Origin of the sequence: Pseudomonas sp. Irchel 3H7 (assembly GCF_900187605.1) — a bacterium.
GTDB lineage: Bacteria > Pseudomonadota > Gammaproteobacteria > Pseudomonadales > Pseudomonadaceae > Aquipseudomonas.
The window spans coordinates 374,901-392,287 of sequence record NZ_FYEA01000002.1 but is presented as its reverse complement, the minus strand read 5'-3'; the positions used below and the strand labels follow the sequence as shown (position 1 = coordinate 392,287).

Annotated in this window: 14 protein-coding genes; 8 read left to right on the top strand and 6 right to left on the bottom strand. The window is 60.3% G+C overall.

All coding sequences use genetic code 11. The features are described 5' to 3' along the window. Positions 1-151 precede the first annotated feature (151 nt). The 5 genes from CKW38_RS05200 to tpx all read right to left on the bottom strand — a co-directional run bounded on the left by CKW38_RS05200 (position 152) and on the right by tpx (position 9,952). Positions 152-1,624 carry an efflux transporter outer membrane subunit gene (locus CKW38_RS05200; protein WP_095112066.1) on the bottom strand — a complete coding sequence of 491 codons (1,473 nt, stop codon included), beginning with the start codon at positions 1,622-1,624 and terminating at the stop codon, positions 152-154. Continuing rightward, the gene (locus tag CKW38_RS05195; protein WP_007914366.1) at positions 1,621-4,728 is read right to left on the bottom strand and encodes an efflux RND transporter permease subunit; all 3,108 of its coding nucleotides are present in this window, start codon (positions 4,726-4,728) and stop codon (positions 1,621-1,623) included. The genes CKW38_RS05200 and CKW38_RS05195 overlap by 4 nt, the downstream gene beginning before the upstream one ends. Before the next feature lie 142 nt (positions 4,729-4,870). Further along, a complete protein-coding gene (locus CKW38_RS05190; RefSeq protein ID WP_095112065.1) occupies positions 4,871-7,972 on the bottom strand; it encodes an MdtB/MuxB family multidrug efflux RND transporter permease subunit in 3,102 nt (1,033 codons plus the stop codon). Further along, positions 7,969-9,276, bottom strand: a complete 1,308-nt coding sequence (locus CKW38_RS05185) for an MdtA/MuxA family multidrug efflux RND transporter periplasmic adaptor subunit (RefSeq protein ID WP_095112064.1) — start codon at positions 9,274-9,276, stop codon at positions 7,969-7,971. The genes CKW38_RS05190 and CKW38_RS05185 overlap by 4 nt, the downstream gene beginning before the upstream one ends. A 175-nt stretch (positions 9,277-9,451) precedes the next feature. Beyond that, complete coding sequence (gene tpx / locus CKW38_RS05180) at positions 9,452-9,952, bottom strand: thiol peroxidase (protein ID WP_095112063.1); 501 nt, start codon at positions 9,950-9,952, stop codon at positions 9,452-9,454. A 342-nt stretch (positions 9,953-10,294) separates the two neighbouring features. On the opposite strand from tpx, the gene CKW38_RS05175 reads away from it, so the two are divergent. Further along, on the top strand, positions 10,295-10,720 hold the full coding sequence (locus CKW38_RS05175; RefSeq protein WP_095112062.1) for a YciI family protein: 426 nt from the start codon (positions 10,295-10,297) through the stop codon (positions 10,718-10,720). A gap of 174 nt (positions 10,721-10,894) precedes the next feature. Here the strand turns inward: CKW38_RS05175 and CKW38_RS05170 are convergent, their stop codons facing one another. Next, positions 10,895-11,263 carry a DUF6124 family protein gene (locus tag CKW38_RS05170; protein ID WP_095112061.1) on the bottom strand — a complete coding sequence of 123 codons (369 nt, stop codon included), beginning with the start codon at positions 11,261-11,263 and terminating at the stop codon, positions 10,895-10,897. Between the two features lie 650 nt (positions 11,264-11,913). Here CKW38_RS05170 and CKW38_RS05165 point away from each other — a divergent pair. Genes CKW38_RS05165 through CKW38_RS05135 form a run of 7 tightly spaced genes read left to right on the top strand, consistent with a single transcriptional unit; the run spans position 11,914 to position 17,387 of the window. Then, positions 11,914-12,702 (top strand): hypothetical protein, encoded by a 789-nt coding sequence (locus tag CKW38_RS05165; RefSeq protein WP_095112199.1) that lies wholly within the window; start codon positions 11,914-11,916, stop codon positions 12,700-12,702. 10 nt (positions 12,703-12,712) lie between these two features. Beyond that, the gene (locus CKW38_RS05160) at positions 12,713-12,913 is read left to right on the top strand and encodes a hypothetical protein (protein ID WP_095112060.1); all 201 of its coding nucleotides are present in this window, start codon (positions 12,713-12,715) and stop codon (positions 12,911-12,913) included. 12 nt (positions 12,914-12,925) lie between these two features. After that, entirely contained in the window at positions 12,926-13,876 is a 951-nt protein-coding gene (locus CKW38_RS05155) for a transporter (protein WP_095112059.1), read from the top strand. Between the two features lie 23 nt (positions 13,877-13,899). Beyond that, positions 13,900-14,880, top strand: coding sequence for a MoxR family ATPase (locus tag CKW38_RS05150; RefSeq protein WP_007914385.1), 981 nt, complete (start codon positions 13,900-13,902; stop codon positions 14,878-14,880). Continuing rightward, a complete protein-coding gene (locus CKW38_RS05145) occupies positions 14,877-15,812 on the top strand; it encodes a DUF58 domain-containing protein (protein WP_095112058.1) in 936 nt (311 codons plus the stop codon). Before CKW38_RS05150 ends, CKW38_RS05145 begins: the two co-directional genes overlap by 4 nt. Continuing rightward, positions 15,809-16,408, top strand: coding sequence for a DUF4381 domain-containing protein (locus tag CKW38_RS05140; RefSeq protein ID WP_095112057.1), 600 nt, complete (start codon positions 15,809-15,811; stop codon positions 16,406-16,408). The genes CKW38_RS05145 and CKW38_RS05140 overlap by 4 nt, the downstream gene beginning before the upstream one ends. Further along, positions 16,395-17,387 (top strand): VWA domain-containing protein, encoded by a 993-nt coding sequence (locus tag CKW38_RS05135; RefSeq protein WP_095112056.1) that lies wholly within the window; start codon positions 16,395-16,397, stop codon positions 17,385-17,387. Before CKW38_RS05140 ends, CKW38_RS05135 begins: the two co-directional genes overlap by 14 nt.

Genomic DNA, 17,387 nt, shown 5'->3' with positions numbered 1-17,387 from the left:
TTGCGCAGAAGAACGCACTGAGAAAGTGAGCAATTGGCCATCAAGCCGATGAAACGCTTGTTCGATCGTCCGACGAGGCTCTTGCCCAGCGCTCACGGCTTTACCCGATCGTTCCCACGCTCTGCGTGGGAATGATCAGTGAAGCCAACCTTCAGCGGGTGTTATCGCTCACATCCAGCTGCCCGTCCCAACCACCGCCCAGCGCCGCAATCAATTGCACGCTAGCAATCAAGCGGCTTTGCAGAATGTTGAGCACGCTGCGCTCATTGCTCAGCGCCGTGGCTTGCACCACCACGACGTCGATGTAAGCAATCAGCCCGGCCTTGTACTGGTTTTCCGTCAGGCGCAGGGAGTCGCGCGCCGCATCGAGCGCCTCCTGGCGCACCGCCGCTTCGTCTTCATACACCTTGAGCTGCACCAGATAGTTTTCCACTTCGCGGAAACCGTCGAGCACGGTCTGACGGTACTTGGCCACGGTCTGGTCATACACCGCCTCGGTGCGGTCGACTTCCGCCGAACGAATGCCACCGTCAAACAGCGGCAGCGCCAGTTTCGGCCCCACCGACCAGAAACGGTTAGGCAGGCTGACCAGGTTCTGCGAAGTACTGCTGCTGTAGCCGCCGCTCAGACTCAAGCTCAGATCCGGGTAATACGCCGCTTTGGCCACGCCGATGTTGGCGTTGGCGGCAATCACCGAACGCTCTGCCGAAGCGATGTCCGGGCGCCGCTCGAGCAACTGCGAGGGCAGGCTCAACGGCACTTGCGGCAGCTTTGGAATGGTCTGCACTTCGGCAATGTTTAAATCCGCCGGGGCTTGCCCGGTCAGCACGGCAATCGCATTTTCGAATTGCGCGCGCTGCCAGATCAGGTCAACCAGATCGGCCTGGGTGCTTTTCAGTTGTGTCTGTGCCTGCGCCACCGCATCGCGCCCGGAAACCCCGGCGCGGTACTGGTTCTGGGTCATCTTCAACGAGCGTTCGTAGGCGGCGACCGTGGCTTCGAGCAGGCGTTTCTGCTGATCGATCACGCGCAGTTGCAGGTAGTTCTGCACCAGCTCCGATTGCTGGCTCAGGCGCATCGCAGCCAGATCGGCAAAACTGGCCTGAGCGCTGGCCTCATCGGCTTCCAGTCCACGGCGCAGCTTGCCCCACACGTCCGCTTCCCAACTGACGCCCAGTTCGGCGTTATAGGTGTCGCGGATACCGCTGGAAGAACTGCTCAGACTCGAACTGCTGTTGCCAGTGCCCTGACTGGAGCGGGTCTTGCCGAGGCTCAAGTCTACTTTCGGGTAAAACGCGCCACGGGCACTGCGCACCAACGCCTGAGCCTGACGGTACTGGGCTTCCGACTGCGCGACGGTCTGGTTGGAATTGTTGAGTTTCTCGATCAAGCCGTTGAGCTGCTGATCGCCATACAACTCCCACCAGGCCCCACGGGCCAGTGAATCGCTCGGGTTGGCCTGAGTCCAGCCCTCGGCCTCCTTGTACTGGGCGATTTCCGCAGTTTGCGGCCGTTGGTAGTCCGGGCCGACGGCGCAGGCACTGAGCATCGCCACGCACAGCGACAGGCTCAGCAGACGCGAGCCGCGAACGGTGGCCAGATTGAAAAGCGAACGGTCAGTCATAGCGGAGTTTCCAGAGCGGCGTCAGTGCGCACGCCACGCCATTTGTTGAAACGATGGCGCAGCTTGTCAAGATAGAGGTAAACCACCGGGGTGGTGTAAAGCGTCAGCACCTGGCTGAAAATCAGCCCGCCGATGATGGTCAGGCCCAGCGGCTGGCGCATTTCCGCGCCTTCGGCCCGGCCGAGCAGCAACGGCAAGGCACCGAGAATCGCCGCCAGCGTGGTCATCAGAATCGGCCGCAAGCGTTGCAGACAGGCGCTGCGGATCGATTCCAGCGGCGACAGCCCCTGATGCCGTTCCAGTTGCAGCGCGAGGTCGATCATCAGAATGGCGTTTTTCTTCACCACGCCAATCAGCAGGAACAACCCGAGCAACGAGATCAGGCTGAACTCGCCGCCCAGCGCATAGATCGACAGCAACGCGCCGACACCGGCCGACGGCAGGGTCGACAGAATCGTCAGCGGATGAATGTAGCTTTCATACAGCACACCCAACACCAGATACACCGCCAGCAACGCGCCGAGAATCATGAACGGCTGGCTCTTCTGCGTCGCGGCGAAGGCGTCGGCGGTGCCGGCCATTTTTGCGATGACGTCTTCCGGCAGGCCGAGCTTGGCAATCGCCCGCTCGATCGCAGCACTGCCCTGCTCCACCGTCACGCCTTCGGCCATGTCGAAGGAAATGTCTTCGGAGGCGAACTGGCCTTCGTGGCTGACGCGGTCGTCTTCCAGGCTGTTTTCGTAATGAGCGAACGTCGACAGCGGCACCCGCGCACCGTCAGCGGTGATCACCTGCACCTGCTTGAGCGTCACCGGGTCCTGGGCGTATTTCGGATTGACCTCCATCACCACCTGATACTGGTTGAGGCTGTCGTAGATCGTCGAAATCTGCCGCTGGCTGTAGGCGTTGTTCAATACCGAAGTAACCATGTCCATGTCGATCCCCAGGCGCTTGGCCTGATCGCGGTCGACGATCAACGTCACTTGCTGGGCACCCGCTCCCTCTCGGGCGTCAATCGCCGTCAGTTCCGGCAAGGCCCTTAACGCGGTAACCACTTTTGGATACCACTTGCGCAACTCGCCCAGATCACCACTTTGCAGGATGTAGCTGTACTGCGACGTGGTCTGTTCGCGGCCGCCGCCAAATTGCAGATCCTGATCGGCCATCAGCATCAGTTGCGCACCGGGGACCTTGGGCATTTCCTTGCGCAGGCGCTCGATGACTTTCTGCGCGTTGAGCTGGCGCTCCTTGATTGGCTTCAGACGCACCAGCATGAAGGCGTTATTGGTGCCGTTGCTGCCGCCAATGAACCCGGCGACACTTTCCACCGCTTCGTCCTTGAGCACGGCGCGGCGGAAAATTTCCATTTTCGGCTGCATCACGCTGAACGACAGGCCGTCGTCGCCGCGTACGAAACCGATCAACTGGCCGGTGTCCTGCTGTGGCATAAAGGTTTTCGGCACCACCACGTACAGCGCAACGTTGACGCCGACGGTGATCAGCAAGCTGAGCAAGGTCAGACGCCGGTGACGCAGCACCCAGTCGAGGCTGCTGGCGTATTTGCCGACCATCCAGTCGTTGGTGCGACGGCTCCAGCGTTGCAGGCGGTTTTCCTGGCCGGGTGTGTGCGGCTTCAGCCAACGGGCGCAGAGCATCGGCGTCAGCGTCAGGGAAACCACCAGCGACACGACGATGGCTGCGGCCAGGGTGATGGAAAACTCGCGAAACAGGCTCTCGACGATCCCGCCCATAAACAGGATCGAGAGGAACACCGCCACCAGCGAGACGTTCATCGACAGCAAGGTAAACCCGACTTCCTTGGCCCCGAGGTACGCGGCCTGCATCGGTTTGACGCCTTCGTCGATGTGCCGGGAAATGTTCTCCAGCACCACAATGGCGTCGTCCACCACCAGACCGGTGGCCAGAATCAGCGCCATCAGCGACAGGTTGTTCAGCGAGAAACCGTAGAGGTACATCACCGCAAAGGTGCCGACCAGCGACACCGGCACAGCCAACGTCGGAATCAGCGAGGCGCGGAAGTTACCGAGGAACAGGAACACCACCAGAATCACCAGCGCCACGGCAATCAGCAGGGTCATCTCGGCTTCGTGCAACGTTGCCTTGATCACCGGCGAGCGGTCCATGGCCAGATTCAGCTTCACGCTGGCCGGCAACACCGCTTGCAGGGCCGGCAACTGTGCCTTGATCTCGTTGACCGTCTCGATGATGTTGGCGCCGGCCTGGCGGTTGATCACCAGCAGCACGGCGGCGTCATCGTTGAAGAAGCCGCTGTTGTAGCGGTCTTCGACGCCATCACTGACCTTGGCCACGTCCTTGAGGCGCAGCGCTGCGCCATCGGCATAGTGGATGATCAGTGATTCGTAATCCTTGGCTTTTTCCAGCTGATCATTGGCCTGGATCTGCCACAAACGCTGGCCGTCTTCGACCGAACCCTTCGGCCGGCGCACGTTGGCATCGGCGATGGTCTTGCGCACATCGTCGAGCGCTACACCGTACTGATTCAGCGCCTGCGGTTCGAGTTCGATACGCACCGCCGGCAGCGAACTGCCGCCGATCTGTACTTCGCCGACGCCCTGCACCTGTGAAAGGCTCTGGGACAAAATGGTCGAAGCCAAATCGTAGAGCTGGCCTTTTTCCAGCACGTCCGACGTCAGCGACAGCACCATGATCGGCGCCTGCGACGGGTTGACCTTCTTGTAGGTCGGCATGCTGCGCATCCCGCTCGGCAACAGGTTGCGCGAAGCGTTGATCGCCGCCTGCACTTCCCGCGCCGCGCCGTTGATGTCGCGGTCGAGGTCGAATTGCAGAATGACCCGGGTCGAACCCTGACTGGAACGGCTGCTCATGGTGTTGACGCCGGCAATCGCACCGAATGAGCGCTCCAGCGGCGTCGCCACGGTGGATGCCATGACCTCCGGGCTGGCACCGGGCAGGCTGGCCTGCACGACGATCACCGGGAAGTCCATTTGCGGCAGCGGCGCCACTGGCAGCAGGCCGAAGCTGACGCCGCCGAGCAGCATGATTGCCAGGCTGAGCAGCATCGTCGCGACCGGACGCTTGATGAAAGGACCGGAGAGGTTCATTGACCGCAATCCCCAACGTCACACCAATCCCCTGTAGGAGTGAGCCTGCTCGCGATAGCGGTGTGTCTGTTTACATTGATGTCGCAGGTGCCGGCCTCATCGCGAGCAGGCGAAGGCCTACAGGGGTTATGTGTTCGGACAGTCATACCGACACCTCTTCAGTGTCAGCATTAGTCTTGCCAAAGCGTCGACCGAGGCGGTCGAAATACAGGTAGATCACTGGCGTGGTGAACAGCGTCAGCACCTGGCTCACCAGCAGACCGCCAACCATTACCAGACCCAACGGCTGACGCAATTCAGCCCCGGAGCCGGTGGCGAGCATCAACGGCACCGCACCGAACAGCGCCGCCAGCGTGGTCATGAGGATTGGCCGGAAGCGCAGCAGCGCCGCCTGATAAATCGCCTGTTCCGGCGCCATGCCTTGGGTGCGTTCAGCATCGAGGGCGAAGTCGATCATCATGATCGCGTTCTTTTTCACGATACCGATCAGCAGAATGATACCGATGATCGCGATCATGCCCAGGTCATTGCCGCTGAGCAGCAACGCCAGCAACGCACCGACCGCCGCCGACGGCAAGGTCGAAAGAATGGTGATCGGGTGAATGTAGCTCTCGTACAACACGCCCAGCACGATGTACATGGTCACCACTGCCGCCAGAATCAGCAGCAAAGTGCTCGACAATGACGCCTGGAAAGCTTCCGCTGCACCCTGGAACTGGGTCTGCACACCAACCGGCATGCCGATGTCTTTCTGTACCTGCTCGATGATGTCGACCGCATGCCCCAACGCCACGCCGGGTGCGAGGTTGAACGACATCATCACTGCCGGGAACTGGCCGATATGGGTGATCGCCAGTTGCGCCTGACGCTCTTCCACGTGGGCGAGACTCGACAGGCGCACCTGTGCGCCATCGGTGGTCTTGACGTGAATCTGGTCCAGCGCCTGCGGGCCGATCTTCTCCCCGGCCTGGGCCTGCAGCACCACGCGGTACTGGCTGGCCTGGGTGTAAATGGTCGAGATCTGTCGCTGCCCGAAGGCGTCGTACAGCGCATCGGTGATGTTCGCCACCGAAACGCCCAGGCGTGAGGCGGCATCGCGGTCGATCACCAGATAGACCTGCAAACCCTTGTCCTGCAAATCACTGGCGACGTCCGTCAGTTCCGGACGCTGGGCCAGCGCTTCGACCAAGCGGCCGCTCCACTGGCTGAGCAGTTCGGAATCCGGCGAAGACATGCTGAACTGGTATTGCGTGCGGCTGACGCGGTCCTCGATGGTCAGATCCTGCACCGGTTGCATGAACAGACGGATGCCAACCAGTTTGTCCAGCTGCGGTTGCAGGCGCGCAATCACTTCTGTGGCGCTCAGATCGCGCTCACCGTGAGGCTTGAGGTTGATCAGCAAGCGGCCGCTGTTGAGCGTGGCGTTATCGCCGTCGACACCGATGTAGGACGACAGGCTCTGTACGGCCGGATCTTCGAGAATGATCTTCGCCAGCTCTTGTTGACGCTCGCCCATCGCCGCGAAGGAAATCGACTGCGGAGCCTCGGAAATACCCTGAATCACCCCGGTGTCCTGCACCGGAAAGAAGCCCTTCGGCACCACCATGTACAGAAACACGGTCAACGCCAGCGTGCCGATAGCCACCAGCAAGGTCAGCGGCTGATGCTTGAGCCCCCAGCGCAGCATCCGACCATACTCGGCGATCATCCAATCGATGACTGCACCGCTGGCGCGGTAGAAACGGCCCTGCTCATGTGCTTCTGGCTCACGCTTGAGCAAGCGCGCGCACATCATCGGCGTCAGGGTCAGCGAGACCACCAGTGAAATCAGGATTGCCACAGCCAGAGTGATGGCGAATTCGCGGAACAAGCGCCCCACCACGTCGGCCATGAACAACAGCGGAATAAGTACCGCGATCAGCGACAGGGTCAGGGAAATCAGGGTAAAGCCAATCTGCTTGGCGCCCTTCAGTGCGGCCTGCATCGGGCTGTCGCCCTCTTCGATGAAGCGCGCGATGTTCTCGAGCATGACGATGGCGTCGTCGACCACAAAACCGGTGGCAATGGTCAGGGCCATCAGGGTCAGGTTGTTCACCGAGAACCCGGCCAGGTACATCACGCCAAAGGTGCCGATCAGCGACAGCGGTACGGCCACCGACGGAATGATCGTCGCACTGGCGCGGCGCAGGAACAGGAACGTCACCATTACTACCAGGGCGATGGCGATGAGCAATTCGTGTTGCACATCAGTGACCGAGGCGCGAATGGTTTGCGTACGGTCGGTCAGCACGGTGACATCGAGGCCGGCCGGCAGGTTGTCGGTGATGCTCGGCAGCAACGCCTTGATGCGGTCGACCACCTCAATGACGTTGGCACCCGGCTGACGCTGGATGTTCAGCAGCACGGCCTGATTCTTGTTGGCCCACGCCGCGAGACGCTCGTTCTCGGCGCCATCGACGATTTCCGCAACGTCCTTGAGCCGTAACGGCGCGCCGTTCTTGTAGGCGAGGATCAGATTGGCGTAGTCCTCGGGCGAGGTCAGTTGGTCGTTGGCGTCGAGCATTGACACGCGGGTCGGGCCGTCGAAGTTGCCCTTCGGCTGGTTGACGTTGGAGGCACTGATCAAGGTGCGCACGTCGGACAGGTTCAGGCTGTTGGCCGCCAGCGCCTCAGGGTTGACCTTGATGCGCACGGCCTGACGCTGACCGCCGGCAATGCTGACCATGCCGACGCCGCTGATCTGGGCGATTTTCTGCGCCATGCGCGTATCGACCAGATCATTAAGCTTTGGCAACAGCATGGTTTTCGAGGTGATGGCCAGGGTCAGCACCGGGGTGTCCGCCGGGTTGACCTTGTTGTACACCGGCGGTGCCGGCAAATCGGTTGGCAGCAGATTGGTCGCGGCGTTGATCGCGGCTTGCACCTGCTGCTCGGCAACGTCCATGTTGATGTCGAGGCTGAAACGCAACGTCAGCACCGACGCACCGCCGGAGCTGGTCGAGGCCATTTGCGTCAGGCCCGGCATCTGCCCGAACTGGCGTTCGAGCGGCGCCGTCACGGCACTGGTCATCACATCCGGGCTGGCGCCGGGATACAGGGTCATGACGCGGATGGTCGGGTAATCGACTTGTGGCAGTGCAGAAACGGGCAGCAAGCGATAAGCAATCAGGCCGGCCAGCACAATGGCCAGCATGCTCAGGGTGGTGGCTACCGGTCGGAGGATGAACAGCCGCGAAATGTTCATGCGCCCTTCTTGGCCTTGTCGGAAACAGCAGCGTCAGTCGGGGTGGCGGCAGATTTGCCTTGCAGGTGTTCGGTCGGCGTGGTCGGCACTTGATTGCTGTCGTTGACCACTTCCACTTCACTGCCTTCCTTCAGGCGGTCGGTGCCTTCCAGGACCACGCGGTCGCCAGCGGCCAGGCCCTCGGTAACCACGGTGTTTTCGCCATCACTGGCACCGATCTTCAGTTGGCGGATGGTGACTTTCTTGTCGCCGTCCAGTGCATAGACGAACGTGCCATTGGTACCGAACTGGATAGCCGCTGACGGTGCCAGCACCACGCCTTTGAGTGTGTCAGCCAGCAAGTGAACGTTGACGAACTGGTTGGGGAACAACGCCTGATCGCGGTTTTCGTAGCGGGCCTTGAACTTCAGGGTGCCGGTGGCGACGTCGATCTGGTTGTCGAGGCTTTGCAGAACGCCGGTGGCTTGCAGTTTGCTGTCGCCGCGATCCCACGCTTCAGCCGGCAGCTTGGCGCCGCTGCGATAACGGGCGAGCACGGTTTCGAGGCTGTTTTCCGGCAAGGTGAAGGCGACGCTGATCGGTTGCGTCTGGGTGATCACGGCGAGGAACGTGGTGTCGTTGGCGGTGACGAGATTGCCGACGTCGACTTGGCGCAGACCGACACGGCCGGCAATCGGCGCGCGTATCTTGGTAAATTCGAGATTGAGCTTGGCGTCGTTGACCGCGGCCTGATTAGTCTTGACCGTGCCCAGATACTGGCCGACCAGTGCTTCGGCGGTGTCCAGCGTCTGTTTGGCGATGCTGTCCTCTTTGTACAGACCGCGATAACGCTCGACATCGACCTGAGCGTTTTTCAGTTGCGCCTGATTCTGCAGCAAGGTGCCTTCGGCCTGCAGCAAGGCGTTCTGGTACGGGCGCGGGTCGATCTCGGCCAGCAGGTCTCCAGCCTTGACCATCTGCCCTTCTTCGAAATTGATCTTGACCAATTCACCGCCCACCCGGCTACGCACATTGATGGTGTTGAGAGCGGTCACCGTGCCCAGCGCCTTGTAGTACAGCGGGAAGTCGCCGGTGACTGCTGGCGCCACGCGTACCGGGATTGGCCCGCTACCACCACCGAAGCCCGGCCGCATCATCCCCGAACGCCCGGTGTGCCCGGCGGCTGCCTTGTCAGCGCCCTCCTTGTGGGCTGAACCGGCGGGCCAGAATTTCCAGCACAGGACGGCGATCACCAACAAGACCAGCAGGCTGATCAGCCAGCGACGGGAGTTACGGGGGGACGATTGCATGGAGTGATTAACCATTGGGCGCGTGGGCTTCTTTTACGGGAGGCTGAACGATAAGCACTGATGGGGAATTAGCAAAGCAGCTTTACCGGCAATTTACTTACACCTTACGTTTCAAGGTGTGAGGCAAAACACTGATACACAAATGAAAACGGCCTGGACAGGGCCAGGCCGTTAACAATTGTAAAAGCGCTTACTTGAGAACGGACAGGGCCGCTTCGTAGTTAGGCTCTTCAGCGATTTCCTTGACCAGTTCGCTGTGCAGGACGTTGTCGTTTTCGTCCAGAACCACAACGGCGCGAGCGGTCAGGCCTTTCAGCGGGCCGTCAGCAATGGCCACGCCGTAGTTCTCGATGAACTCGGCACCGCGCAGGGTCGACAGGTTCTGTACGTTTTCCAGGCCTTCGGCGCCGCAGAAACGCGCCTGGGCGAATGGCAGGTCAGCGGAGATGCACAACACCACGGTGTTGCTGATGTCGTTGGCCTGAGCGTTGAACTTGCGTACCGAAGTGGCGCAAGTCGGGGTGTCGACGCTTGGGAAAATGTTCAGGACTTTGCGCTTGCCGGCGAAGTCTTGCAGGGTGACGTCGGACAGATTGCCGGCAACCAGAGAAAAGGCTGGCGCCTTGGAACCGGCTTGTGGCAACTGGCCGTTGACTTGAACCGGATTGCCTTTAAGGGTGACTTGAGCCATGACTTGAGTCCTTCTGATGTTTTGATTGGAAAGCATGCAAGAGGCGGAAGTTAACCACGAAATTGTCCGACGACCTATGCCCTGTTTTTAAATTGTTGGGTGCCTGCTCGAAAAATTGTATACAAAACCACAACCATTCCCCTGTAGGAGTGTGCCTGCTCGCGATAGCGGTCTGTCAGTCAACATCTGCGTATATGACCCACCGCCATCGCGAGCAGGCTCACTCCTACAATGAGATCTGCGGTGTGAAAAATTCTCCGCACTTTTACCAGAGACCCTGTCGATTCAAGTGTGGCTCGTTCGACTAAACAACGAATCCCCACAATCCACGGAGTAAACGCCATGCGCTTCATGATCCTTGTAAAAGCCAACGCCGATTCGGAAGCCGGCATCATGCCCAGCGAAGAACTGATCACCGCAATGGGCAATTTTAACGAAGAACTGGTCAAGGCCGGCATCCTGATCGATTGCGATGGCCTGCATCCGAGCAGCAAAGGCGCTCGCGTGCATTTCTCCGGTGACAAACGCACGGTCATCGACGGGCCGTTCATCGAGACCAAAGAATTGGTGGCGGGTTACTGGATCTGGGAAGTGAAGTCGAAAGAAGAAGCCATCGAATGGGTCAAGCGCTGCCCTAACCCAATGCCGGGCGAGTCCGATATCGAAATCCGCCAGATATTCTCCGCAGAAGACTTCGGCGCCGAGTTCACCCCCGAAGCGCGTGCGCAAGAAGAACGCGTCCGCGAACAGGCCAAGAAAAACAGCTAAACCGGACATCACATGTAGGAGCTGCCGAAGGCTGCGATCTTTTGATTCTGATCGTTCCCACGCTCTGCGTGGGAACGCCTCAAGGGACGCTCCGCGTTCCAGCTTGCGAATTTGACGCAGAGCGTCAAGGGCTGCATTCCCACGCAGAGCGTGGGAACGATCATTCAACAGAGATCAGTCATTGAGTTCGACGTGATCGAGGGCTTGGTTGACGGCCAGTTCACCCAGCATGACGACTTGTGCGATGCCCAATGCGGTCTTGCGGTGCGAGGTTTCCAGCGAGGCGGCGAAGTTGATCAGCATTTCGCTGGCCGAGCCGAGGGTTTCGCTGGCGTTGGCAAGCAGGGATTCGGTGTTGTACCTGGGATTGGCGAGGTACATGGGTTCCGGCTCGTTGGCGCTGGACATGATGTGGGCGGAGGGGTTGAGGTAGAAATCGAGGGCGCGGTCGGCGGCTTCGTGGAGCTTTTTACTGTCGACCGAGGCGTAGGGGGATGTAGTGTCGGCTTCTGCTTCTGGGGGGTTGGGTGTTGGTTTTTTCATGGTGTAACTCCGCTGAAAGTTGGAGCTGTCCCATTCGGTTTCCGGACGAAGAGGTGGCAGCTGTACGCAGGTTGGAAACCCGGGCAGCGGCGACCCGGTCGACCCGAAGGTCTCCCGCGCACAGCCGCCATAACGGAGTGCACACATTTGAAGTGCGCAAGGATACGTTATGAAAGGCGTGTACGCGCCACTAATACCCGTCGGGGTTTCCAGTCCCGGTCGCTGATTTGGCAGCGACGAACACAGGCTAGAGACCCGACGTCCGACGGACAACCTGAAAACCTTGTGGGAACGTTCCGCAAAATCAAAACAACCTTTAAACATCCCGAATTGAAATACGTATGGGTAGGAGTTGCCGAGAGCTCAAACCGCGACCGGACGATTCTCTGATTTTGATCCACAAAACCAAGATCAAAAGATCGCAGCCTCGTTTCACTCGACAGCTCCTACACCGTAAGCAATGGAATAGTTGGTACACAATCACCTGTGAACCCGTACACAAAACCAAAGAATTAATCCATTCGGCTGGCTAACTCCCGATTAGCTGCTAGCGTCATTCAGACGTGTCCTACAGGCTTGATAAGAAAGGGATTACGCCGTAACGGCCGAGAAGTGCCGAGTATCCAGAAGCCACCAGGGAATCGGGGATGATGTTCAATCGAGTGGGGAAGACTCTTTTTCTGGCGAGTGCGCTGGCGGCTGCGTGTGGCGTGCAGGCGGATAACGCCGAGGACTCGAACAAAAGCAACAACCCGTTGAACGTGGCGCCCGGCGCCAATCTGCAGGACTACTACACTCCGAAACTCTACGACAGCAATGCGCACAGCAATGACGTGTTGCTGCGCGGCACCCTGCCGATTGCGCCCAACGATTTCATCGGCGTGCCGCAACTGGTCCGCGCCACGCTACCGATCAGCACCCGCCCCGATCCGCACAACGGTTACAGCACCGGCATCGGCGATCTGAACCTGTTCGATATCTTCATTCTGAAAACCGAAGGCGTGCAATTGGGCATTGGCCCGTTGATCACTGCGCCGACCGCCGAACAGGACGAACTCGGTACCGGCAAATGGCAAGGTGGCCTCGCCGCCGTGGCCATCGACGCCTCGCCGCGCGGACTGCTCGGCGCGCTGGTGCAGTACCAGAGTTCGTTTGCCGGTGACAACGATCGCCCGCACGTCGAGAGCGCAACCATGCAGCCGTTCATCATCCATAACCTGGAAAAAGGCTGGTACCTGCGCTCCACCGGCACCTGGACTTTCGACCTGAAAAACGACACCCACTACATCCCGCTCGGTCTGGGTGTTGGCAAAGCCTGGAAGTCCGGCAGCAACATCCTCAACGCTTTCGTCGAGCCGCAGTGGACGGTCGACCGCAAGGGCGACGGGCTGCCGCAGTTCGTTGTGTACACGGGTATCAATGTGACATTCGGCAAATAAGGAAAACGCCATGCACGCTGTTTTCAAAGCCACCGGATACGGCCTGATGACCATGTTTGTCAGCTGTGGCGTCGGCGCCCAGCAGCCCAACTGCCCGCCGACACCAAACGGCTCGGCACAGGGGATTGTTCGCCTTGATATACCGAAACCGGAAGTCGCCAGTGGTGAATGGAAAATGCCGTTGCTCAACCCGATCAATTCAAAACAATAAGCGGAGTTTTTGATGATCAAGCCCAACGTTGTGCGCCCGCTGTTGGCGCTGTGCATGATCGGCAGTCCTCTGCTTTACGCAGCAGAGGGCGGTGTCGGCCGCCCGATCACCGGCCAGCAGGTGTTCTCCAACGCCGGGATCGTCCCGCCCGAGCCGGGTTGGGTCATGTCGCTCACCAGCATCTGGTACGACGGCTCGCTCAAGGGCAGTGACGGTGCACCGATTTCCGGCGCAGTCAGCGGCGGGATCGACATGAAAGTCTCCTACACCATGGGCAACTTCACCCACGTCTGGGACACCGGCAAAGGTCCATGGAACTACGCCTCGGCAATCGGTGTGCCGGTGCAATACACCGACATCAAAGCCAGCATCACCGGCCCGCGCGGACGGACGTTGGGTGACAGTGACTCAGGTACGCAATTCGCCGACGCCTTGATCACGCCGATTGCCGCCGGCTATCACTTCGATGAGCTGAACCACATCTCGTTTTCGCTGCCGATCTACGTGCCAACCGGCGCCTACAACAAGGATCGTCTGGCCAACCCCGGACAGAACAACTACACCTTCATGCCAACGGTGGCGTTCACGCATCTGGATGGCAAGGGCGGCGAACTCACGCTGTCCAGCGGTCTTGAGTTCTATACCGAGAACGACGCCACCGACTATCGCAACGGCAACATCTTCACCCTCGACGCACTGTGGACCCATGGTTTTGGCGATGGCTGGAGCGCGGGTATTGCGGCCGGTTACATCCAGCAACTCACCGATGATAAAGGCCAGACCGCCGACACCTTCAATGGTTATCGCGGACGCTCTGTAGGCGCCGGCCCGGTCGTGGGCTGGACCGGTAAATTCGCCGACGCCCAAGCCAATATCAGTGCGCGCTGGGTACCGGAGTTCGACACCAAGAACCGCCCTGAAGGCAACGGCTTCAGCGTCAACCTGACCCTGGCCTTTTTCTAGACCGGACACAAAGGACTGCCCCCATGACTGCGCTTACCGACCTCAACGCCCTGCAAGCCAGTATCGCCGAAGCCGTACTCGGTCAGGATCAGGTGATCCGCCAGATCCTCCTCGGCCTGTTGGCCAACGGTCACTTGCTGCTGGAAAGTCTGCCGGGGCTGGCCAAGACCCGCACGGTCAAAGCACTGGCCAAACACCTCGACGCGAAGATGAGCCGCATCCAGTTCACCCCGGATCTACTGCCCTCGGACATCACCGGGGCCGAGGTGCTGCATCAGGTCGAAGGCAAAAACGAAATCCGCTTTCAGCCGGGGCCGCTGTTCGGCAACCTGATCCTCGCCGACGAGATCAACCGCGCCCCCGCCAAAGTGCAAGCGGCGTTGCTTGAGGCTATGGAAGAGCGCCAGATTACGGTGGCCGGCAACAGCCATGCCCTGCCCGACCTGTTTATTGTGGTGGCGACGCAAAACCCGATCGAACAGGAAGGCACCTATCCGCTGCCGGAAGCGCAGATGGACCGGTTTCTGATGAAAGTCCTGCTCGACTACCCGAGCGCGGAAAACGAAAGTCAGGTGCTGCGCCTGCTGCGCAACGAAGAGTTCGCCCAAGGCGCGAGCACCACGTCAGCCAAAGGTTTCAGCCTGCCGCAGGAGGTGATCTTCGCTGCGCGCAAGGAAGTCAGCGCGGTACATGTCTCTCCGGCCATCGACAGCTACCTGATCGACCTGATCAACGCCACGCGTCACCCCGCCGATTACGACGAAGACCTCGCGCGCTGGATTGCCATCGGTGCCAGTCCTCGCGGCGGCATTGGCCTGGACCGTTGCGCGCGTGCCGATGCGTGGTTGCAGGGTCAGGACTTTGTTTCGCCGGACAACGTGCGTGCGGTGGTGCATCCGGTGCTGCGCCATCGTCTGCAATTGAGCTACGACGCGGTGGCCGACGGCGTCAGTGCCGATCAGGTGCTCGACCGGATCCTCGACAAAGTGGCGATTCCGGCATGAACGACGAAGGTCTGGTCTACGTCTCTCTCGCGCAATTGATGGCGCTGGAGTTCAAGGCCCGTGACCTGAGTTTTCTGGCGCGGCAGCCTCGGGGCAGCATCCTCGCCGGCAACCATGCTTCGCGCCTGCGCGGGCGTGGCTTGAATTTCGATGAGCTGCGTCGCTATCAGCCGGGCGATGATTTGCGTCACCTCGACTGGCGCGCCTCGCTGCGCACCGGCAAACCGGTGGTGCGTACCTTCACCGAAGAGCGCGACCGCCCGGCGTTGATCGTCGTCGATCAGCGCATGTCGATGTTCTTCGGCTCGCAGCGCAGCTTCAAATCCGCCCTCGGCGCCGAACTCGCGGCATTGGCGGCGTGGATGGTGTTCAACGCCGGCGACCGGGTTGGCGGACTGGTGTTCAACGATCAGCGTATCGACAGCATCGCACCGTTGCGCAGCCGTAAACGTGTGGAAGCCTTGCTCAGTCGCATCGCCGAACAGAATCAGGCACTGAGCGCGGCTAATCCCGACGCCGAAGACGAAGACCAGCTGGACAAGGTCTTGCAACGCTGCCTCGCCCTGGCCGGACACGATCATTTGATCTGCATCGTCAGTGACTTTGCCGGGGCTGGCGAACGTACCTTGCAGCTGATGCGGCAATTGTCGGCGCACAACGATGTGATTGCGCTGCAGGTCTACGACCCGCTGGCGATGAAGCTGCCGAGCAATGGTCGCCTGCTGGTTACCCAAGGCGAATTGCAAGTGGAACTGGCGGTGGAAAAACGCAACGTGCACCAACCGCTGGGGGATTTTCTCAGCGGTCGGCTGCAGGACGTTGCGACCCTGCTGCGCCGCAGTCAGGTGCCGTTGATGATGTTCAGTACCGCCGAAGAAGCCCATGCGCAACTGCGTGCCGAGCTGGGTAAAAGTGCCGGAGCACGGCGATGAACCCGAATATCCCGAGCATTGAACAGCTCAAAGAGTTGGGCCTGCCCGAGCCGGTCAGTTATACGCCGCAGACGTGGGGATGGTGGGTGTTGCTCGCCCTGCTGATATTGGCCGCGTTGCTGATCGGCATTCGGCGTTATTGGCAATGGCGCAGGGACGCTTATCGGCGCGAAGGCCTGGCACGTCTGACGCAGTTGCGCAGCCGTAGTGATGACTTGAATGCCTTGCGTGAATTGCCGGAACTGCTCAAGCGCGTCGCCCTCTCGATGCCCACACAATCCCCAAAGTGGAACCCGATCCCTGTAGGAGTGAGCCTGCTCGCGATAGCGTCATCACGTTCAACACATGCATCGACTGACCGGACGCCATCGCGAGCAGGCTCACTCCTACAGGGTCCTGCGGCGCTGGGGAGGGAGGATTGGCAATTTTTCTTGCAGCGCCACTGCAAAAAGCCGCTCCCGGCCGATTTCAGCGAACAACTCGCGCAACTCGCCTACGCCCCCGACGACACCCTGCGCGCCCTCCCCGCGCCGCAACGCCTGGCGCTGTTCGACACCTGCCAATACTGGATGGAGCATCACCATGTGGCAGCTTGATTACCCCTGGCTGTTGCTTCTGCTGCCATTACCTTGGCTGGCTTACCGCTATCTGCCCGCCTACAACGAGGCCCGCAGTGCCGTGCGTGTGCCGTTTTTCGCAGCCATGAGCCGCGCGGTCGGTGAGGCCCCGGGCATCGTCGGCAACCGCCGCAATCACTGGCAACTGCTGCTGAATGTTCTGGTCTGGGCCTTGATTCTGCTGGCCGCCGCACGCCCGGTTTTCGTGGAAAAGCCCATCGAACGGCAACAACCGGTACGCGACCTGATGCTCGCCATCGACCTCTCGCAGTCAATGGAAACCGAAGATTTCACCAACGCCAGCGGCGCAAAAATCAACCGCCTCGCTGCCGTCAAAGACGTGGTGCAGGGCTTTATCGACAAGCGCAAGGACGACCGTCTCGGTCTGATCGTGTTTGGCACTGGCGCCTACCCGCAGGCGCCGCTGACCCTCGATCACGCCAGCCTCTCGCTGCTGCTGGCCGACACCGGTATCGGCATGGCCGGCCCCAATACGGCGATCGGTGACGCGATCGGTTTGAGCCTGAAGCTGCTGGACAAGGCCCACGAGCAGGAAAAAGTGCTGATCCTGCTCACCGACGGCAACGACACCAGCAGCGCGATCACCCCGGATCACGCCGCTGAAATGGCCGCGAACAAAGGCGTGATCATTCACACCATCGGCATCGGTGACCCGAGCGCGTCCGGTGAGGCCAAGGTCAACTTGTCGGCGCTGGAACAGATCGCCAAAACCACTGGCGGCCAGTTCTTCCGCGCCGAAGACCGCAACGCGCTGGATCAGGTCTACAGCACCCTCGATCGCCTCACGCCACACCAGGTGAAAACCCTCAGCCATCAACCACAACGCGAGTTGTTCTACTGGCCGCTGGGCGTGGCGGTTGCGCTGTTGGGGCTGTATCACCTTGGCGCGCTGCTGCGTGTGCGTCTGGCGTTTGCCCGTCAGCGGCAGGAGGCCTGA